This window comes from Phyllobacterium sp. SL163 (genome assembly GCF_049896885.1).
In the GTDB taxonomy this organism is placed as follows: Bacteria; Pseudomonadota; Alphaproteobacteria; order Rhizobiales; family Rhizobiaceae; genus Phyllobacterium; species Phyllobacterium calauticae.
Genome location: NZ_JAFCVE010000007.1, coordinates 318,878 through 337,620 on the forward strand (window position 1 = coordinate 318,878; position 18,743 = coordinate 337,620).

Consider the following 18,743-nt stretch of genomic DNA (forward strand, 5'->3'; position numbering starts at 1 on the left):
GATCAGATATACCGTGGGTCAGACGAAGGAAGCACAGGGAACAGGCGGGTCGCCGCCTTGCAGGAGGGAAAGCCGCAGGTCGCGGCAAACACAGGATGAAAGCTTTCCATGTCGAAAATGTTTGAGCAATCGATGCGAATGGTTTCATATTGCATGCGAATCTCCCTCCTTCAGCAGTCATAGCAGGACCCCATCATGAAAATCACCATCGTCGGAGCAGGAATTGCCGGACTGTCCAGCGCCTGGTCGCTGACCAAGGCCGGTCATGCGGTGACGTTGATCGAGCAGGGGCCGATTCCCAATCCGCTGGCCGCCTCGGGCGATCATCACCGCATCATCCGCCGCGCCTATGGTGCCGCGGGCGGTTACGCGGATGCGATTTCGGAGGCCTATGCGGCCTGGGACGAGCTGTGGCAGGACATCGGCACGAGCCATCTCGATCCGCGCGGCTTCATCTGCATATCGCGCGACGCGGGCGATGAAGCCGAGGAATACCGCAAGGGGCTCGAGCAGGGCGGCTATCCCCTCGAGCTTTATGAGCCCGCCGAGGCCATAAAGCGCTATGGCTATCTGGAAGCGGGCACGTTCCGCTATGCGTTCTTCTCGCCGGAGGGCGGCGCGCTGCATTGCCGCAGGATCGCCGGGGATATGGCGCGCTGGCTGCGCGCGCACGGCGCCACGCTTCTGGAAAACACCGGAGTGACCGCCGTCGACAGCGCCGCAGGGACGGTGACCTTGGCCGATGGTACGGTCATTGCTGCTGACCGGGTGGTCGTCACGGCGGGTGCCTGGGTGACAAAACTGTTCCCCGATCTCGTCTCTTCGCTCACCACCTACCGGACGGCCGTGGTCTATCTCGAACCGCCGGCGGATTTGCAGGCGGCCTGGGAGCATTCTCCCGTCGTGCTCGATGTGGGCGGGCGTACCGACGGTTACATCATTCCGGCCAGCGGCGGCGGCGGCCTGAAATTCGGCTCTGGCCTGCACAAGCGCAAATCGACGGATGCCGACGCCGCACGCGTTGCGGAACCGGGCGAGGGCGAAGCGATCCGCGATCTCTTCGCTCCGCCGCTGCAGCGGATCGGCGAATACAGGGTAAGCAGTGTTGTCACCTGCGCCTATACATTCACCGCCGATGAACGGTTTTTCGCCGTGGAACGGGACAAATGCCTCGTCGTCTCGGCCTGTTCCGGACATGGGTACAAATTCGGCGCGGCAGTCGGGCGGCGGGTTGCGCAAACGCTGGGAACCGGCGATGTGCCGCTGCTGCAGCGCTGGTTGCGGGCGGAAGCCGCCTAAAAAGCGGTTCTGCGCTTGCGCTCCTTCCCGGATGGCGGCAGAACATCTTGCGGAACAGGGTGGCAACACCCTATGTATCGAAAGTGTAATCCACGAATCTTGGGGGCGTTCAAACCCCTTGTTCTCCAAAACGCTGAGGCCCACCGATGAGAGATCCAATCGAAACAGCAATGAACCTCGTACCCATGGTCGTCGAGCAGACCAACCGGGGCGAGCGGGCCTATGATATTTTCTCGCGCCTGCTGAAAGAACGCATCATTTTCATTACCGGACCCATCGAGGACGGCATGGCGACGCTGATCTGCGCCCAGCTTCTGTTCCTTGAATCGGAAAATCCGAAGAAAGAGATCAACCTCTACATCAATTCACCCGGCGGCGTCGTCACGTCGGGCATGGCGATCTACGACACCATGCAGTTCATCCGTCCGGCCGTCTCGACCCTGTGCTTCGGTCAGGCCGCGTCGATGGGCTCGCTGCTGCTGACAGCCGGTGAAAAGGACATGCGCTTCGTGCTGCCCAACGCCCGCATCATGCTGCATCAGCCATCCGGCGGTTTCCAGGGCCAGGCATCCGACATCGAGCGTCATGCCCAGGACATCATCAAAATGAAGCGCCGCCTCAACGAGATCTACGTCAAGCACACGGGCCGCGACTACGAGACAATCGAGAAGACTCTCGACCGCGACCACTTCATGACGGCACAGGAATCACTCGAGTTCGGTCTTATCGACAAGGTGCTCGAATCCCGTGCGATCATCGAAGGGGATGCAAAGTAACCGGCTAAATGGCCGCACCGGGTCGAGAATGAACTTTTTTTGACCCGGATGCGGACTTTTTGCCACACATCCGGCTTGCATGCAGGCCAACAGACGCTACGTTAAGTGATTGGTGAGTAGAGGAAGCCTATTCTTCGAATTACTACTCGAATCATTCCCCGCAGGGCAGAGTCCCGAAGGGGGTGAACGGTTCCCGGCCAAACAGGGCGCCGATACTGAAAGGAAACTGCAATGAGCAAAGTCAGCAACGGCGGCGGTGATTCAAAGAATACGCTTTATTGCTCGTTTTGCGGGAAGAGCCAGCACGAAGTTCGCAAGTTGATTGCGGGCCCGACTGTTTTCATCTGCGATGAATGCGTCGAGCTGTGCATGGACATCATCCGCGAGGAAAACAAATCCTCGATGGTGAAATCCCGCGAAGGCGTTCCGACGCCGCAGGAAATCATGGCGGTGCTCGATGATTACGTCATCGGCCAGAACCATGCCAAGCGTGTTCTCTCTGTCGCGGTGCACAACCACTACAAGCGGTTGGCCCACGCATCGAAAAACAATGAAGTCGAACTGGCCAAGTCCAACATCCTTCTCGTTGGTCCTACCGGTTGCGGCAAAACCTATCTGGCGCAATCGCTCGCCCGCATCATCGACGTGCCGTTCACAATGGCAGACGCGACGACGCTGACGGAAGCCGGTTATGTCGGTGAGGATGTCGAGAACATCATTCTCAAGCTGCTCCAGTCGGCCGACTACAATGTCGAGCGGGCTCAGCGCGGCATCGTCTATATCGACGAAGTCGACAAGATCAGCCGCAAGTCCGACAACCCGTCGATCACCCGCGACGTGTCGGGTGAGGGCGTGCAGCAGGCGCTGCTGAAGATCATGGAAGGCACGGTCGCTTCCGTTCCGCCGCAGGGCGGGCGCAAGCATCCGCAGCAGGAATTCCTGCAGGTGGACACGACCAACATCCTGTTCATCTGCGGCGGTGCCTTTGCCGGTCTTGACAAGATCATCTCGGCACGCGGCGAGAAGACGTCCATCGGCTTCAGCGCTGCGGTGAAGGCGCCGGATGATCGCCGCGTTGGCGCGATCTTCCGCGAGCTTGAACCGGAAGACCTCCTGAAATTCGGTCTCATCCCCGAATTTGTCGGCCGTCTGCCTGTCATCGCCACGCTCGAGGATCTCGACGAAGCTGCCCTGGTGCAGATTCTGTCGGAACCGAAGAACGCCCTGGTCAAGCAGTACCAGCGCCTGTTCGACATGGAGAACGTCGAGCTGACGTTCCATGAAGACGCGCTGAAGGCAATCGCCCTCAAGGCCATTGCCCGCAAGACCGGTGCACGCGGGCTGCGTTCGATCATGGAAAAGATCCTGCTCGACACGATGTACGAACTGCCGACGCTGGACGGCGTTCAGGAAGTCGTGATCTCCGGCGATGTGGTCGAGGGCAATTCGCGCCCGCTCTACATCTATGCCGAGCGCAAGGAAGAAAAGGGCAATGTTTCGGCGTAAGGCGCCGAACCAGTGTCTGGAAAGCAGGGCTCCGCGTCAGCGGGGCCTTTTGCATTTTTGCCCTGGCATTTGTTGCGGGTCTTAATTGCGCCACGAAACAATATTTACGGTTGATTAACCATAAGGGGCGCACAATTTTTGCAGAGCAGCGTCGGTAAGACAGTGTAGGCCGGGCAGTATCGCCCCCGTCGACAGATGATTTCCACGAAAATCATCCTCTTCAGAGGTGTGCTGCATCGCAAAAGATTGCGCTTGGAGTTTGGTAGGAGCAGGATAGATTACGATTCTGTGACCGAGCTTGAAACCGGGGCGCTTGAAACCGGAGCCCCGCCACTCCAAGTAAAGGTTAAGCTGCACAGCCGGTCGTATGCCGCTCTTCGCATGATCCCCAAAATGGATCCCGATTTTGGACAAGATCATGCAACCAAAGGGTACCCGGATGTGGCGATCTAGGCCGATTGGCCTGAGAAAGGACATGAAATGACGGTTGCAAGCAAGAAGACACTGGCGGGTGGAGAAAGCGGGCTTTATGCCGTTTTGCCATTGCGCGATATCGTTGTCTTCCCACACATGATCGTTCCGCTCTTTGTCGGTCGCGAAAAATCCATTCGCGCACTCGAGGAAGTGATGGGCGTCGACAAGCAAATCCTGCTTGCCACACAGAAGAACGCTGCGGATGATGATCCGCAGGCGGATGCCATCTACAACATCGGCACCATTGCCAATGTCCTGCAGTTGCTGAAACTGCCGGATGGTACGGTCAAGGTTCTCGTCGAAGGTATTGCCCGCGCTGAAATCACCAGTTTCAGCGACCGCGAGGATTACCACGAAGCCAATGCCACGACGCTGTCGGAACCCGCCGAAGACGCGGTTGAAATCGAAGCCCTGGCCCGCTCGGTCGTGTCGGACTTTGAAAACTACGTGAAGCTGAACAAGAAGATTTCGCCAGAGGTCGTTGGCGCTGCCGGACAGATCGAGGACTACTCGAAGCTGGCCGATACGGTCGCCTCGCATCTTGCGATCAAGATTCCCGAGAAGCAGGACATGCTGTCGATCCTGTCCGTGCGTGCACGGCTGGAAAAGGCCATGTCGTTCATGGAGTCGGAAATTTCCGTTCTTCAGGTGGAAAAGCGTATCCGTTCGCGCGTCAAGCGCCAGATGGAGAAGACCCAGCGCGAGTACTACCTCAATGAACAGATGAAGGCGATCCAGAAGGAACTCGGCGACGGCGAAGACGGCCGCGACGAGGCAGCCGAGCTGGAAGAGCGCATCAAGAAGACGAAGTTCTCCAAGGAAGCGCGCGAAAAGGCCAATCAGGAGCTGAAGAAGCTTCGCCAGATGAGCCCGATGTCCGCCGAAGCGACGGTTGTGCGCAACTATCTCGACTGGCTGCTCACCATTCCGTGGGGCAAGAAGTCGAAGGTGAAGAACGACCTGAACCTCGCCGACGAGATCCTGGATGCCGAGCATTACGGCCTCGACAAGGTGAAAGACCGGATCGTGGAATATCTCGCCGTGCAGTCGCGGTCGACCAAGATCAAAGGTCCGATCCTGTGCCTCGTTGGTCCTCCCGGCGTCGGCAAGACTTCGCTGGCCCGCTCGATCGCCAAGGCAACCGGCCGTGAATATGTCCGCATGTCGCTTGGCGGCGTGCGTGACGAGGCTGAAATCCGCGGTCACCGCCGCACCTATATCGGTTCGATGCCCGGCAAGGTCATCCAGTCGATGAAGAAGGCAAAGAAGTCCAATCCGCTCTTCCTGCTCGATGAAATCGACAAGATGGGCCAGGATTTCCGCGGTGATCCGTCTTCGGCTCTGCTCGAGGTGCTCGATCCGGAACAGAACTCAACCTTCATGGATCACTATCTTGAGGTCGAATATGACCTCTCGAACGTGATGTTCGTGACGACGGCCAATACGCTGAACATCCCGGGTCCGCTGATGGACCGCATGGAGATCATCCGTATTGCCGGTTACACGGAAGACGAGAAGGTCGAGATCGCCAAGCGGCACCTCTTGCCCAAGGCCATCCGCGACCATGCGTTGCAGCCGAAGGAGTTTTCCGTATCGGAAGGCGCGATCCGTGCCATCGTCCGCGATTACACGCGGGAAGCCGGCGTGCGCAGTCTCGAACGGGAGCTGATGAAGCTTGCCCGCAAGGCAGTGACGGAAATTCTGAAGTCGAAGACCAAGAAGACGGTGAAGGTCACCGAGACCAACATCAACGACTATCTCGGCGTGCAGAAATTCCGCTTCGGCCAGATCGACGGTGAAGATCAGGTAGGCGTTGTCACAGGTCTTGCCTGGACTGAGGTGGGCGGCGAACTGCTGACCATCGAAGGCGTCATGATGCCCGGCAAGGGCCGCATGACCGTCACGGGCAACCTGCGCGACGTGATGAAGGAATCGATTTCCGCAGCGGCATCCTATGTCCGCTCCAGAGCCATCGATTTCGGCGTCGAGCCGCCGCTGTTCGACCGCAGGGACATCCACGTGCACGTGCCGGAAGGCGCGACACCGAAGGACGGTCCGTCGGCCGGTATCGCGATGGTGACAGCCATTGTCTCGATCCTGACCGGTATTCCGGTGCGCAAGGATATCGCCATGACCGGCGAGATCACGCTGCGCGGACGGGTCCTGCCGATTGGCGGCCTGAAAGAGAAGCTGCTTGCCGCCCTGCGCGGTGGCATCAAGACGGTTCTGATCCCGGAAGAAAACGCCAAGGATCTGGCGGAAATTCCGGACAATGTGAAGAACGGCCTTGAGATCATCCCGGTATCGCGTGCCGGGGAAGTGATCAAGCATGCGCTCGTGCGTCAGCCGGAGCCGATCGAGTGGACGGAGCCGGTCAATGTGCCTGCCGCCGCCGTGGTCGAGGATGATGCTTCGGCGCAGATCGCGCACTGACACCATCGGAAATAAACAAACACAAAGCCGGGCCAGCAATTGCCCGGCTTTTTGATTCGGCATTCGAATTGTTCAGAGCGCGCCTGTCAGGATGCCGACGCCCGCGAGCGCCGCCAGGCCGCCAATGATTCGCACCGCACTGGGGCCGGCGCGCTGGCTGATTCTGCCGATGGCAAAGCCGATGCCGATACCGGCGACGTGGAGCAGGGCAGTGGCGGCCATGAAGCCGCCCGCATAGGCGAGGCCGCCGGCGCTTTCCGGCATTTCCGCGCCATGGGCATAGCCATGAAAAATGGCGAAGAGGCCGACAAGGGCGGTTGCAATGGCCACAGGCGCCTGAATCTCGAAGGCGACGGCTGCTCCGAGCACAATCACCGAGAGCGCGATGGCGAGCTCGACGAAGGGCAGGCTTACTCCGGCAGTGCCGAGCGCGCCGCCAGCGGCCATCATCCCGACAAACGCTGCCGGAACGAGCCACAGAGCGCGTCCGCCCAGCTGGAAGGCAAGGATGCCGACGAGAATCATCGCCAGGACGTGATCGAGGCCGGACATGGGGTGGGCGAAGCCATGGGTAAAGCCGCTGGTGTCACCCACGCCGACATGCGCATGGGCAAGGGCAGGGTAAAGCGTGGCGAATGAAAGGATTGCGATTCGTGCTGCGCGGTTGTTTGGCATGTGATGTTCCCGTTTTCTGGTTTGCTCTTGGAAGGAGGAGAACATTGTTGCCGCAGAAAATTGCTGGCGCAAAGGATAAAATATTGCAGTTGCTCACTGCGGGCGGGAAAAATCCGCAAGCGGCGAAACCCGATCACGCACGCATGTCGGCTGCGATGTGAACAGACCAGTTTATCTCGGCTTGAAGAAAAGGAAGAAAACATCCCGCTGGGGAATGGTGGGCGATGAGAGACTCGAACTCCCGACATCTTCGGTGTAAACGAAGCGCTCTACCAACTGAGCTAATCGCCCCCTCACAAAGGGTGTGTGGGGAGCGTTTAGGCGTTTCGTGCGATATTGGCAAGAGGGTATGAGACACTTTTATGATTTGTTTGAAGAGTTTTTCACAATCGCATTTTTCCTGTCGACTAGCGCTTGACACTCCCCCGCGAACCCCTTAAACGACCGCTCACACCAGATGAATTTCTGGTTTGCAAAGTGCGCGGGTGTAGCTCAGTTGGTTAGAGTGCCGGCCTGTCACGCCGGAGGTCGCGGGTTCGAGCCCCGTCACTCGCGCCACTTTCCCTCTCAAGCAATTGATGTAAATGCTTGATATTATGGAAAGTGGTGCCCCGCACGCTTGCATCTCTTCTCTCCCGAATGTTCCCATGGTCCACTGCCCGCCGCTCTCCGGCTCGCCCCTCTGGCGCCTGCCGGTTTCTGATGCGGCTTAGGAAAATCAGTCCTGTCTGTTTTTCCGCTGGCATGCGGACGGCGAATCTTTTCCGCTGTTTTTCAACGCGTGGATACGATTCGCCGCCGGGATGAATCGCCCCGCATAAATGCATTGCTGCGTTGCACAAAAATCAGTTGTGAAACCTTTGTGGACTAGGCAGCATGATTCCCTACTCCAGCTCCGATGGTTGCCGCCCATGCCCTTGCCGATTCTCGCTCTTGCCATTGCCTCCTTCTGCATCGGCACAACCGAATTCGTGATCATGGGTCTGTTGCCGGAAGTGGCGGCCGACCTGCATGTCACCATTCCCCATGCGGGCCTGCTGGTGACCGGCTATGCGCTTGGCGTTGTCATCGGTGCACCCATCATCGCCATTGCCACGGCATCCCTGCCGCGCAAGCCCGTACTCATTGGTCTCGCGATGCTCTTTGTCGTCGGCAATCTGTTCTGCGCCATTGCCCCCAATTACTGGATGCTGATGATCGCCCGCGTGGTCACCGCCTTCGGCCACGGCGCTTTCTTCGGCATCGGGTCGGTGGTGGCCGCCAGCCTCGTGCCGCGCCACAAGCGCGCCAGCGCCATCGCGCTGATGTTTGCCGGGCTGACACTTGCCAATATCCTCGGCGTGCCCGCCGGAACCGCCCTCGGCGAGCTCTATGGCTGGCGCTCGACCTTCTATGCGGTCGTCGCCATCGGTGTCGCTACGGTCATCGCCATCGCGCTGCTGGTTCCCGCGGCGGGAGAAGAACAGAAGGGCGGCGGCATTCTCAGCGAGATCAAGGTTCTCGGCAAACTGCAGGTCTGGCTTGCCATGCTGATCTCGGCGCTCGCCTCCGGCAGCCTGTTTGCCGTCTTTACCTATATCAAGCCGATCCTCACCGATGTGTCTGGCCTGTCGACCGCGGCGGTAACCTGGGTTCTGCTGCTGTTCGGGGCCGGGATGACCGTCGGCAACGTCATCGGCGGCAAGCTTGCCGACTGGAAGCTGATGCCCACCGTCATCGGCACCCTGGTCACCGTGGTGTTCACCCATGCCCTGCTGGCGGAAGTCAGCGGCACGGCGGCGGCGGCAATCGCCGTGGTGTTCCTGTGGGGCATGCTGACCTTTGTCATCGTTCCGCCGTTGCAGATGCGGGTGGTCGAAACCGCGAGCGAAGCGCCCAATCTGGCGGCCACGCTCAACCAGGGCGCCTTCAACGCGGGCAATGCCGCCGGTGCCTGGGTTGGCGGCGCGGCGCTCACCTGGGGCGTGTCCTATCAGAACCTGCCCTTTGTGGGGTCGGCGCTTGCCTTGCTCGGTCTTGGCGTGGCCGTCTGGTCGCTGCTGCTCGACCGCAGGGCGCAGAAGCAGCAATATCTATCCGAAGAGGGGGAAAGGTTCAGTCTGGAGCCTCTCGCGGGTCTCTAAGCGCCCCTCTTTCCCAAACTCTGCACAACAGCATTCGCGCCCTGACGTGCGTGCTGTTTGCACGCGCGCGGCATATCTGCATTTTGTCCTAAATCGTTTATAGGACCGAATGTCGCAGTTCTGAAAACCACGTCGCGGACAAACAGGCCGGCAAGGCACATTAATATCATTCTAAAGAGTGATTCAGCTGTGTTTTGCGGGCCAAACTGGCTCAAAACTGCGAAATTCGCGGCTTTTTATGGATATGCGTCACGAAATGGTGACAAAAAACCGGTGGTATTGGGGCGATTGTTGCACTTGCGCGCATGGCGCTAACGCGCTAACCCTCGCCGCATCGTACCGGTGTCAAAGCTGGTGCGGTCTGTCGCGTATTGGTGGCAGTCATGTGCATAACATGGCATTCTTGTCAGCCTGAGTTCACAAGGCGGAAAAAGTCGGATCATGAACGAGCTTTTAAGTTCCTACCTGCCCATCGTTATCTTCATCGGGGTAGCGCTGGTAATCGGTTTGGCACTGTTGGTTGCGCCTTTTCTGGTCGCATACAAGTCGCCAGACCCGGAAAAATTGTCGGCCTATGAGTGCGGCTTCAACGCATTCGATGATGCCCGCATGAAATTTGATGTCCGCTTCTATCTTGTCTCGATTCTGTTCATCATCTTCGATCTGGAAGTTGCCTTCCTCTTTCCGTGGGCCGTGGCCTTCAGCAAGATCGGCTGGTTCGGTTTCTGGTCGATGATGATCTTCCTCGGCGTTCTGACAATCGGCTTTATCTATGAGTGGAAAAAGGGAGCGCTGGAATGGGATTGACCGCTAGCCAAACCACCCTCGTGGCACCGAAACCCAAAGGCATTCTTGATCCCGGTACGGGCAAGCCGATCGGTTCCGATGATGCGTTTTTCGGTGAGATCAACAATGAGCTCGCCGACAAGGGATTTCTCGTAACCTCCGCCGATGCGCTGGTCACCTGGGCGCGTACCGGTTCGCTGATGTGGATGACCTTCGGCCTTGCCTGCTGCGCGGTCGAAATGATGCACACCTCCATGCCGCGCTATGACGGCGAGCGGTTCGGCTTTGCCCCGCGCGCGTCACCGCGTCAGTCCGACGTGATGATCGTTGCCGGCACGCTGACCAACAAGATGGCCCCGGCGCTGCGCAAGGTCTATGACCAGATGCCTGAGCCGCGCTACGTCATCTCCATGGGCTCGTGCGCCAATGGCGGCGGTTACTATCACTATTCCTATTCGGTGGTGCGTGGTTGCGACCGCGTCGTGCCGGTGGATATCTATGTGCCGGGCTGCCCGCCCACGGCCGAAGCGTTGCTCTATGGTGTTCTGATGCTGCAGAAGAAAATCCGCCGCACCGGCACGATCGAACGATAGGAGAGGGCGATGTTTGAAGAAGCATTGAATGAACTCTCCAGCTACCTCCAGGAAAAGCTGGGTGCGTCGCTGAATTCGGTGGCCCTGGCCTATGGCGATCTGAGCGTTGAAGTCGACGCGGCAAAACTGCTGGATGTTCTGACCTTCCTGCGTGACGACGTGCAGTGCCAGTTCATTTCGCTGATCGATATCAGCGGCGTGGACTATCCCTACCGCTCGCATCGCTTTGACGTGGTCTATCACCTCCTGTCGCCGCGCCAGAATCTGCGCATCCGCATCAAGGTGGCGACGGACGAAGATACACCCGTGCCTTCCGCCACGCCGGTCTATCCCGGTGCCGACTGGTATGAGCGCGAGACCTACGATCTCTATGGCGTGCTGTTCTCCGGTCATCCGGATCTGCGCCGCATCCTGACCGACTACGGTTTTGACGGCCATCCGCTGCGCAAGGACTTCCCGCTGACAGGCTTCGTCGAAGTCCGTTATGACGACGAGGTCAAGCGCGTCGTATATGAACCTGTCGAACTGCGGCAGGAATTCCGCAATTTCGACTTCCAGTCACCCTGGGAAGGCACGGATTATGTGCTGCCGGGTGATGAGAAGGCCAAAGCGAATTGAATGCGTGCGAATACAGACGTGTAAGACGCCAGGAAGCGAAATATGACTGAACACAGCGTCCGCAACTTTAACATTAACTTCGGCCCGCAACATCCTGCGGCGCACGGCGTTTTGCGCCTTGTGCTTGAACTGGACGGTGAGGTGGTCGCGCGCGTTGACCCGCATATCGGGCTGTTGCATCGCGGCACCGAGAAGTTGATGGAAGCCAAGACCTATCTGCAGGCCGTGCCCTATCTCGACCGCCTCGACTACGTGGCGCCGATGAACCAGGAGCATGCCTATGCGCTGGCCGTCGAGCGCCTGCTCGGCATTGAGGTGCCCAAGCGCGGCCAGCTGATCCGTGTTCTGTTCTCGGAAATCGGCCGTATTCTTTCGCATCTTTTGAACGTGACCACGCAGGCCATGGACGTCGGTGCCCTGACGCCGCCGCTCTGGGGCTTCGAAGAGCGCGAAAAGCTGATGGTGTTCTACGAGCGCGCCTGCGGTGCCCGTATGCATGCGGCCTATTTCCGTCCCGGCGGCGTGCATCAGGATCTTCCCGACAGACTCATCGAGGATATCGGCAAGTGGTGCGATCCGTTCCTGCAGACCGTCAAGAATCTCGACGACCTGATCACCCCGAACCGCATTTTCAAGCAGCGTAACGTCGATATCGGCGTCGTGAAGCTGGAAGACGCATGGGCATGGGGTTTCTCCGGCGTCATGGTACGCGGCTCGGGTGCCGCCTGGGATCTGCGCAAGTCGCAGCCCTATGAATGCTATTCCGAGATGGAATTCGATGTTCCGATCGGCAAGAACGGCGATTGCTACGACCGTTATCTCATCCGCATGGAAGAAATGCGCCAGTCGGTGCGCATCATGCGCCAGTGCGTCGATCTTCTGCTGGGCAAGGAGCGGGTAGGGCCTGTTTCCAACATGTCCGCCAAGATCGTTCCGCCGAAGCGCGGCGAGATGAAGCGGTCGATGGAAGCGCTGATCCATCACTTCAAGCTTTACACCGAAGGGTATCACGTGCCCGCGGGTGAGGTTTACGCTGCCGTTGAAGCGCCCAAGGGCGAATTCGGTGTGTTCCTGGTGTCCGATGGCTCCAACAAGCCATACCGCGTCAAGCTGCGCGCCCCGGGCTTTGCCCATCTCCAGGCCATGGACTTCCTGTGCCGTGGCCACATGCTGGCCGACGTCTCCGCTGTCCTTGGCTCGCTCGATATCGTATTTGGTGAGGTTGATCGCTAATGTCCGTCCGTCGTCTTGCAGAAGATAGCGTCCAACCAGCAGCCTTCGCGTTCAATCGCGAAAACACTGCCTGGGCCAAGCAGACCATCAAGAAATATCCCAAGGGCCGCGAACAGTCCGCAGTTATTCCGCTGCTGATGCGCGCGCAGGAACAGGATGGCTGGGTCACCAAGGCTGCCATCGAGCATGTTGCCGTCATGCTCGACATGCCGCTGATCCGCGTTCTGGAAGTGGCGACATTCTACACGCAGTTCCAGCTGAAGCCGGTCGGAACCCGTGCCCATATCCAGGTTTGCGGCACCACGCCGTGCATGCTGCGCGGCGCGGAAGACCTGAAGAAGGTCTGCCAGCACCGCATCCATCATGAGCCGTTCCACACCAACGAATCCGGCACTTTGTCGTGGGAAGAGGTCGAATGCCTCGGTGCCTGCGTCAACGCGCCGATGATCATGGTGTTCAAGGATACCTATGAGGATCTGACGCCCGAACGCCTCGAGGAAATCATCGATGCTTTCGAAGCCGGCAAGGGCGATACGATCACGCCCGGCCCGCAGATCGACCGTTATTTCTCCGCCCCTGAGGGCGGCGCAACGACGCTGATCGAAGGCAATGGCGCGGCCAAGCCGAAGCGTGCGGCAAAGGCTGCCGATGCCGCTGCTGTTCCGGCCGCCAGGCCGACAAAGCAGGACGAGGCACCGGCAAAGGCCGTATCGCTCGAGGACAAGAACCGTCCCGCCGCGATCGACAAGCCTGCCGTCGTGGATGATCTCGAACTGATTTCCGGCGTCGGCCCGAAGATTGCAGGCATCCTGCATGAACTCGGCATCTATACATTTGCCCAGGTCGCCGGCTGGAAAAAGGCTGAGCGCGAATGGGTTGACGGTTACCTCAACTTCAAGGGCCGTATCGAACGCGACGACTGGGTCAAGCAAGCCAAGGCCTTGGCCAAGGGCGGCGAAGCCGAGTACATCAAGGTTTTCGGCAAGAAGCCGAGATAAGATCATTGGCGGAAACGATGTGCGTTTTCGCTGGAGAATGGACGAAGAGAGTAGGACGGGTGCGATATGCTCGCTGACAAAGACCGCATCTTCACCAATATTTACGGCCTTTTCGACAAGTCGTTGAAGGGTGCGATGTCACGCGGCTGCTGGGATGGCACTGCGGGGATCATCACCAAGGGCCGTGACTGGATCATCAACGAGATGAAGGCATCGGGCCTGCGCGGCCGTGGCGGCGCCGGCTTTCCGACGGGTCTGAAGTGGTCCTTCATGCCCAAGGAAAGCGACGGACGCCCGCATTATCTCGTCATTAATGCCGACGAATCCGAGCCGGGCACCTGCAAGGACCGCGATATCATGCGCCACGATCCGCATACGCTGATCGAAGGCTGCCTGATTGCCGGTTTCGCCATGGGCGCCAACACCTGCTACATCTATGTGCGCGGCGAATATATCCGCGAGCGTGAAGCGCTGCAGGCCGCCATTGACGAATGCTATGACGCCAAGCTGCTCGGCAAGAACAACAAGAACGGCTGGGACTACGATATCTATGTCCACCACGGTGCCGGCGCCTATATCTGCGGTGAAGAAACCGCGTTGCTGGAAAGCCTTGAAGGCAAGAAGGGCCAGCCGCGCCTGAAGCCGCCATTCCCGGCCAATATGGGCCTTTATGGCTGCCCGACCACCGTCAACAATGTTGAATCGGTTGCCGTTGCCCCGACCATCCTGCGCCGCGGCGCTGCCTGGTTCTCCGGCATCGGCCGTCCGAACAATGTCGGCACCAAGCTGTTCATGATCTCCGGTCACGTCAACCGTCCATGCACGGTCGAAGAAGCCATGGGCATTACCTTCCGCGAGTTGGTCGACAAGCATGCGGGCGGCATTCGCGGCGGCTGGGACAACCTCTTGGCGGTTATTCCCGGCGGTGCATCCTGCCCGGTCGTTCCGGCTGCCGATATCATCGATTGCCCGATGGATTTCGATGGCCTGCGCAACGTCAAGTCGTCTTTCGGCACGGCGGCTGCGATCGTCATGGACAAGTCCACCGACATCGTTCGTGCCATTGCGCGCCTGTCCTACTTCTTCAAGCACGAGAGCTGCGGCCAGTGCACGCCATGCCGCGAAGGCACCGGCTGGATGTGGCGCGTCATGGAACGCATGGCGGTTGGCAATGCGCAGAAGCGCGAGATCGACATGCTGCTCGACGTGACCAAGCAGATCGAGGGCCACACCATCTGCGCGCTCGGCGACGCGGCGGCATGGCCGGTACAGGGTCTGATCCGGCATTTCCGTCCGGAAATCGAACGCCGTATCGATGAGTTTACACGCAACGCTTCTGCGGCAAGCCCCGTGCTTGTTGCGGCGGAATAGGGTTGAGGGGATATGCCGGATACCGGAACAGACAAGCGATCGGGTGCGGACTGGTCGGCAGTGATGCCGAAGCAGATCGTTCCGGCTGCCAATCTGCTGACACCGCCGATGGGCGCGATGGCGGCGGCGTCTGTTGTGGGTCTCGGCATCGCCAGTCAGATGTGGGGTCTGTGGGCCGGTGCTCTTGCCGGTATGCTTGATGCCAACACGAAGCTGAAGCCGCTGGACGCATCGCCGGCGGCCGATGCAAAGCAGGCGCCTGATGTTGCCGAGTTGAAGACGATCATACGCAACAAGGCAACAGAAACTGCACCAAAGGCGGTTGCTGGCAAAAAAGCCAAGCTGGCGGTGGTTTCAACGGGGCCGTCGAAACCGGCGGCAATCGCAAAGCCGGCCTTGCCGGATGACCTGAAACGGATTTCGGGCGTTGGCCCGAAGCTGGAGCAGGTCTTGAACGGTCTTGGCATCTACACCCATGCGCAGATTGCGGCGTGGTCACCCCAGGAGATTGCCTGGGTCGATGATCATCTGAAATTCGGCGGGCGTATCGTGCGGGATGAGTGGGTCAGACAATCCGCTGCCTTGGCGGGGGGGAAGCCCGAATAAAGCCATGCTGGCTTGGACCGGCATGGAGCAATTGAAGGTATTTCAGCGGTTTCGCGGGAATGCCAAATGAAAATGCGGAATGTTCCGCGAGGTTGGACAGACGATGGCAAAGATCAAAGTCGACGGTAGGGAAATCGAAGTACCGGATCACTACACGCTTCTGCAGGCTGCGGAAACGGCGGGTGCCGAGGTGCCGCGATTCTGTTTCCATGAGCGTTTGTCGATCGCCGGCAATTGCCGCATGTGCTTGATTGAAGTGAAGGGCGGACCGCCCAAGCCTGCCGCGTCCTGCGCCATGGGCGTACGCGACCTGCGTCCGGGCCCGAACGGCGAGACGCCGGAGATTTTCACCAACACGCCGATGGTCAAGAAGGCCCGCGAAGGCGTGATGGAGTTCCTGCTGATCAACCATCCGCTGGATTGCCCGATCTGCGATCAGGGCGGCGAGTGCGACCTGCAGGATCAGGCGATGGTCTTCGGTATCGGTGCATCGCGCTACAAGGAAAACAAGCGCGCCGTTGAAGACAAATATATCGGACCGCTCGTCAAGACGGTCATGACGCGCTGCATTCACTGCACGCGCTGCGTCCGCTTCACCACGGAAGTGGCCGGTATTTCCGAGCTCGGCCTGATCGGCCGCGGCGAAGATGCCGAAATCACCACCTATCTCGAGCAGGCGATGACATCGGAGCTGCAGGGCAATGTGATCGATCTTTGCCCGGTCGGTGCGCTGACATCCAAGCCATACGCCTTCCAAGCCCGTCCATGGGAATTGACCAAGACCGAATCCATCGATGTGATGGATGCCGTCGGCTCGTCGATCCGCGTCGATACCCGCGGCCGCGAAGTGATGCGCGTGCTTCCACGCGTCAACGAGGCGGTGAACGAGGAATGGATTTCCGACAAGACCCGCTTCATCTGGGATGGCCTGCGCACCCAGCGCCTCGACCGCCCCTATGTGCGTCGGGATGGCCGTCTGGTTCCGGCAAGCTGGCCGGAAGCGTTCGAGGCGATCAAGGCTGCCGTTGCCAAGACGAACGGCGACCGGATCGGCGCGATTGCCGGCGATCTCGCCAGCGTCGAAGAAATGTATGCGCTCAAGCAGCTCATCACATCGCTCGGCTCCGCCAATATCGACGGACGTCAGGACGGAACAGTCCTGAACACGGCCAATGGCCGCGCCTCCTATATCTTCAATCCAAGCATTGACGGTATCGAAGACGCTGACGCGGTACTGATCATCGGTTCCAATCCGCGCTTTGAAGCGTCCCTGCTCAATGCGCGCCTGCGCAAGCGCTGGCGCGCTGCCGGAATTCCGATTGCGCTGATCGGCGAACAGGCCGACCTGCGCTTCAACTACGAATATCTCGGCGCCGGCGCAGATACCCTGGCGGAACTCGCCAACGGTTCGCTGAAATTCCATGCGGTGCTGAAGAAGGCCAAGAAGCCGATCATCATCATCGGGCAGGGCGCGCTCAGCCGTGCGGATGGCAATGCGGTTCTCGGTCTTGCTGCCAAGATTGCGGCGGATACCGGCGCGCTTGCCGATGACTGGAACGGTTTCGGCGTCATTCACACAGCTGCCAGCCGCGTCGGCGCGCTCGATATCGGTTTCGTGCCCGGCGAAGGCGGCAAGTCGGTTGCGCAGATGCAGGGGGCACTCGACGTGCTGTTCCTGCTCGGCGCCGACGAATTGAACTGGGCCGGCAAGGGCGGTGCCTTCACCGTCTATATCGGCACCCATGGCGATCAGGGCGCGCACAATGCCGACGTGATCCTGCCGGGCGCGACCTATACGGAAAAGTCCGGCACCTTCGTCAACACCGAAGGCCGTGTGCAGATGACCAACCGCGCCGCCTTTGCGCCGGGCAATGCCAAGGAAGACTGGGCAATCCTGCGCGCACTCTCCGATGTGCTCGGCAAGAAGCTGCCATTCGACTCGCTTGCCGCCCTGCGCGCACAACTTTATGCAGAATACCCGCACCTGGCCGTCATCGACGCCATCCAGGCCGGTGATGCTGCCGACATCAAGAAACTGGCCAATGCGTCAGGCACCGTCGACAAGACGGCCTTCGTATCGCCGGTCCAAGACTTCTACTTGACCAACCCGATCGCCCGCGCCTCAGCCGTCATGGCTGAATGTTCCGCGCTGGCCAAGGGCGGCTTCAAGCAGGCGGCCGAGTAGGCGGGGAAGAGACTGATATGGAAGATATTTTCGCAACCTACATCCTGCCGCTGCTGATTATCCTCGGAAAATCAGTGCTGATGCTCGTGGTGATGCTGCTGATCATCGCCTACCTGCTTTACGCGGATCGCAAGATCTGGGCGGCCGTTCAGTTGCGCCGTGGCCCGAACGTCGTTGGACCGTTCGGCCTGCTGCAGTCCTTTGCCGACCTTCTGAAGTTCGTGGTCAAGGAACCGATCATTCCGTCCGGCGCCAACAAGGGCATTTTCCTTCTGGCTCCGCTGGTATCCTCGGTGCTGGCTATGGCGGCCTGGGCGGTGATTCCGGTCAATGAGGGCTGGGCGATTGCCAACGTCAATGTCGGCATTCTCTATGTGCTCGCCATTTCCTCGCTCGAAGTCTACGGCGTCATCATGGCCGGCTGGGCATCGAACTCGAAGTACCCGTTCCTCGGTGCGCTCCGCTCCGCCGCGCAGATGGTGTCCTACGAAGTCTCCATCGGTTTCGTCATCGTCACCGTTCTGCTCACTGTCGGTTCGCTGAACCTTACGGATATCGTCTTGTCGCAGAAGACCGGTCTCGGCACCATGGTCGGCCTGCCCAATACCTTTCTTGACTGGCATTGGCTCGGCCTGTTCCCGATGTTCGTCATTTTCTTCATCTCGGCGCTGGCCGAGACCAACCGCCCGCCTTTCGATCTGGTCGAAGCGGAATCGGAACTCGTTGCCGGTCACATGATCGAGTATTCGTCGACCGCGTTCCTGCTGTTCTTCCTCGGTGAATATGTCGCCATTACCCTGATGTGCGCATTGACCACGATCCTGTTCCTCGGCGGCTGGCTGCCACCGGTTGACGTCTGGTTCCTGAACTGGGTACCCGGCATCATCTGGTTCATGCTCAAGCTTTTCTTCGTCTTCTTCATGTTCGCCATGGTGAAGGCATTCGTTCCGCGCTACCGCTACGACCAGTTGATGCGTCTGGGCTGGAAGGTGTTCCTGCCGATCTCGCTCTTCATGGTCATCGCCACCGCGGCGTTTCTTAAAATCACCGGCCTGACACCGTAAGGA

16 protein-coding genes and 2 tRNA genes are annotated in these 18,743 nt (G+C 59.4%); 15 read left to right on the forward strand and 3 right to left on the reverse strand.

Going from position 1 to position 18,743, the window contains the following annotated elements; translation table 11 throughout:
* Nucleotides 1–2: 2 nt before the first annotated feature.
* Nucleotides 3–155, reverse strand: coding sequence for a hypothetical protein (locus ACP7B1_RS17700; protein ID WP_346304974.1), 153 nt, complete (start codon nucleotides 153–155; stop codon nucleotides 3–5).
* A gap of 40 nt (nucleotides 156–195) precedes the next feature.
* On the opposite strand from ACP7B1_RS17700, the gene ACP7B1_RS17705 reads away from it, so the two are divergent.
* The 4 genes from ACP7B1_RS17705 to lon all read left to right on the forward strand — a co-directional run bounded on the left by ACP7B1_RS17705 (nucleotide 196) and on the right by lon (nucleotide 6,488).
* Nucleotides 196–1,299, forward strand: coding sequence for an NAD(P)/FAD-dependent oxidoreductase (locus ACP7B1_RS17705; protein ID WP_346304973.1), 1,104 nt, complete (start codon nucleotides 196–198; stop codon nucleotides 1,297–1,299).
* Between the two features lie 146 nt (nucleotides 1,300–1,445).
* On the forward strand, nucleotides 1,446–2,075 hold the full coding sequence (locus ACP7B1_RS17710; protein WP_091883799.1) for an ATP-dependent Clp protease proteolytic subunit: 630 nt from the start codon (nucleotides 1,446–1,448) through the stop codon (nucleotides 2,073–2,075).
* Between the two features lie 231 nt (nucleotides 2,076–2,306).
* On the forward strand, nucleotides 2,307–3,581 hold the full coding sequence (gene clpX / locus ACP7B1_RS17715) for an ATP-dependent Clp protease ATP-binding subunit ClpX (protein ID WP_105735507.1): 1,275 nt from the start codon (nucleotides 2,307–2,309) through the stop codon (nucleotides 3,579–3,581).
* Nucleotides 3,582–4,061: 480 nt separating this feature from the next.
* A complete protein-coding gene (lon, locus tag ACP7B1_RS17720) occupies nucleotides 4,062–6,488 on the forward strand; it encodes an endopeptidase La (RefSeq protein ID WP_346307361.1) in 2,427 nt (808 codons plus the stop codon).
* 72 nt (nucleotides 6,489–6,560) lie between these two features.
* Here the strand turns inward: lon and ACP7B1_RS17725 are convergent, their stop codons facing one another.
* Both ACP7B1_RS17725 and ACP7B1_RS17730 read right to left on the reverse strand, forming a co-directional pair.
* Complete coding sequence (locus ACP7B1_RS17725; RefSeq protein WP_346307362.1) at nucleotides 6,561–7,163, reverse strand: HupE/UreJ family protein; 603 nt, start codon at nucleotides 7,161–7,163, stop codon at nucleotides 6,561–6,563.
* A gap of 215 nt (nucleotides 7,164–7,378) precedes the next feature.
* Nucleotides 7,379–7,454 (reverse strand) — tRNA-Val (locus ACP7B1_RS17730).
* 190 nt (nucleotides 7,455–7,644) lie between these two features.
* Between ACP7B1_RS17730 and ACP7B1_RS17735 the strand changes: the two genes are divergently transcribed.
* From ACP7B1_RS17735 to nuoH, 11 genes are all read left to right on the forward strand, one after another.
* Nucleotides 7,645–7,721: transfer RNA gene (locus ACP7B1_RS17735), tRNA-Asp, on the forward strand.
* A gap of 353 nt (nucleotides 7,722–8,074) precedes the next feature.
* On the forward strand, nucleotides 8,075–9,286 hold the full coding sequence (locus ACP7B1_RS17740) for an MFS transporter (protein WP_346307733.1): 1,212 nt from the start codon (nucleotides 8,075–8,077) through the stop codon (nucleotides 9,284–9,286).
* Between the two features lie 441 nt (nucleotides 9,287–9,727).
* A complete protein-coding gene (locus ACP7B1_RS17745) occupies nucleotides 9,728–10,093 on the forward strand; it encodes an NADH-quinone oxidoreductase subunit A (protein WP_091883778.1) in 366 nt (121 codons plus the stop codon).
* Nucleotides 10,084–10,665, forward strand: a complete 582-nt coding sequence (locus tag ACP7B1_RS17750; RefSeq protein ID WP_223615194.1) for a NuoB/complex I 20 kDa subunit family protein — start codon at nucleotides 10,084–10,086, stop codon at nucleotides 10,663–10,665. The genes ACP7B1_RS17745 and ACP7B1_RS17750 overlap by 10 nt, the downstream gene beginning before the upstream one ends.
* A 9-nt stretch (nucleotides 10,666–10,674) precedes the next feature.
* Nucleotides 10,675–11,283: an NADH-quinone oxidoreductase subunit C gene (locus ACP7B1_RS17755; RefSeq protein ID WP_346306525.1), complete on the forward strand. Its 609-nt coding sequence runs from the start codon at nucleotides 10,675–10,677 to the stop codon at nucleotides 11,281–11,283.
* Between the two features lie 42 nt (nucleotides 11,284–11,325).
* Nucleotides 11,326–12,516, forward strand: coding sequence for an NADH-quinone oxidoreductase subunit D (locus ACP7B1_RS17760; protein WP_346306524.1), 1,191 nt, complete (start codon nucleotides 11,326–11,328; stop codon nucleotides 12,514–12,516).
* Entirely contained in the window at nucleotides 12,516–13,514 is a 999-nt protein-coding gene (nuoE, locus tag ACP7B1_RS17765; RefSeq protein WP_346306523.1) for an NADH-quinone oxidoreductase subunit NuoE, read from the forward strand. Before ACP7B1_RS17760 ends, nuoE begins: the two co-directional genes overlap by 1 nt.
* Before the next feature lie 66 nt (nucleotides 13,515–13,580).
* Nucleotides 13,581–14,885 (forward strand): NADH-quinone oxidoreductase subunit NuoF, encoded by a 1,305-nt coding sequence (gene nuoF, locus ACP7B1_RS17770; RefSeq protein WP_426137159.1) that lies wholly within the window; start codon nucleotides 13,581–13,583, stop codon nucleotides 14,883–14,885.
* Nucleotides 14,886–14,897: 12 nt separating this feature from the next.
* Nucleotides 14,898–15,491, forward strand: coding sequence for a helix-hairpin-helix domain-containing protein (locus tag ACP7B1_RS17775; protein WP_426137160.1), 594 nt, complete (start codon nucleotides 14,898–14,900; stop codon nucleotides 15,489–15,491).
* A 103-nt stretch (nucleotides 15,492–15,594) separates the two neighbouring features.
* Nucleotides 15,595–17,676 carry an NADH-quinone oxidoreductase subunit NuoG gene (gene nuoG / locus ACP7B1_RS17780; RefSeq protein ID WP_426137161.1) on the forward strand — a complete coding sequence of 694 codons (2,082 nt, stop codon included), beginning with the start codon at nucleotides 15,595–15,597 and terminating at the stop codon, nucleotides 17,674–17,676.
* A 17-nt stretch (nucleotides 17,677–17,693) separates the two neighbouring features.
* The gene (gene nuoH, locus ACP7B1_RS17785) at nucleotides 17,694–18,740 is read left to right on the forward strand and encodes an NADH-quinone oxidoreductase subunit NuoH (RefSeq protein WP_223615188.1); all 1,047 of its coding nucleotides are present in this window, start codon (nucleotides 17,694–17,696) and stop codon (nucleotides 18,738–18,740) included.
* Nucleotides 18,741–18,743: the final 3 nt, after the last annotated feature.

What these genes read in the sequence shown, in the direction of transcription:
- ACP7B1_RS17700 (WP_346304974.1), bottom strand. Translation starts at nt 155, where the DNA reads ATGCAATATGAAACCATTCGCATCGATTGCTCAAACATTTTCGACATG.
- ACP7B1_RS17705 (WP_346304973.1), top strand. Translation starts at nt 196, where the DNA reads ATGAAAATCACCATCGTCGGAGCAGGAATTGCCGGACTGTCCAGCGCC.
- ACP7B1_RS17710 (WP_091883799.1), top strand. Translation starts at nt 1,446, where the DNA reads ATGAGAGATCCAATCGAAACAGCAATGAACCTCGTACCCATGGTCGTC.
- clpX (WP_105735507.1), top strand. Translation starts at nt 2,307, where the DNA reads ATGAGCAAAGTCAGCAACGGCGGCGGTGATTCAAAGAATACGCTTTAT.
- lon (WP_346307361.1), top strand. Translation starts at nt 4,062, where the DNA reads ATGACGGTTGCAAGCAAGAAGACACTGGCGGGTGGAGAAAGCGGGCTT.
- ACP7B1_RS17725 (WP_346307362.1), bottom strand. Translation starts at nt 7,163, where the DNA reads ATGCCAAACAACCGCGCAGCACGAATCGCAATCCTTTCATTCGCCACG.
- ACP7B1_RS17740 (WP_346307733.1), top strand. Translation starts at nt 8,075, where the DNA reads ATGCCCTTGCCGATTCTCGCTCTTGCCATTGCCTCCTTCTGCATCGGC.
- ACP7B1_RS17745 (WP_091883778.1), top strand. Translation starts at nt 9,728, where the DNA reads ATGAACGAGCTTTTAAGTTCCTACCTGCCCATCGTTATCTTCATCGGG.
- ACP7B1_RS17750 (WP_223615194.1), top strand. Translation starts at nt 10,084, where the DNA reads ATGGGATTGACCGCTAGCCAAACCACCCTCGTGGCACCGAAACCCAAA.
- ACP7B1_RS17755 (WP_346306525.1), top strand. Translation starts at nt 10,675, where the DNA reads ATGTTTGAAGAAGCATTGAATGAACTCTCCAGCTACCTCCAGGAAAAG.
- ACP7B1_RS17760 (WP_346306524.1), top strand. Translation starts at nt 11,326, where the DNA reads ATGACTGAACACAGCGTCCGCAACTTTAACATTAACTTCGGCCCGCAA.
- nuoE (WP_346306523.1), top strand. Translation starts at nt 12,516, where the DNA reads ATGTCCGTCCGTCGTCTTGCAGAAGATAGCGTCCAACCAGCAGCCTTC.
- nuoF (WP_426137159.1), top strand. Translation starts at nt 13,581, where the DNA reads ATGCTCGCTGACAAAGACCGCATCTTCACCAATATTTACGGCCTTTTC.
- ACP7B1_RS17775 (WP_426137160.1), top strand. Translation starts at nt 14,898, where the DNA reads ATGCCGGATACCGGAACAGACAAGCGATCGGGTGCGGACTGGTCGGCA.
- nuoG (WP_426137161.1), top strand. Translation starts at nt 15,595, where the DNA reads ATGGCAAAGATCAAAGTCGACGGTAGGGAAATCGAAGTACCGGATCAC.
- nuoH (WP_223615188.1), top strand. Translation starts at nt 17,694, where the DNA reads ATGGAAGATATTTTCGCAACCTACATCCTGCCGCTGCTGATTATCCTC.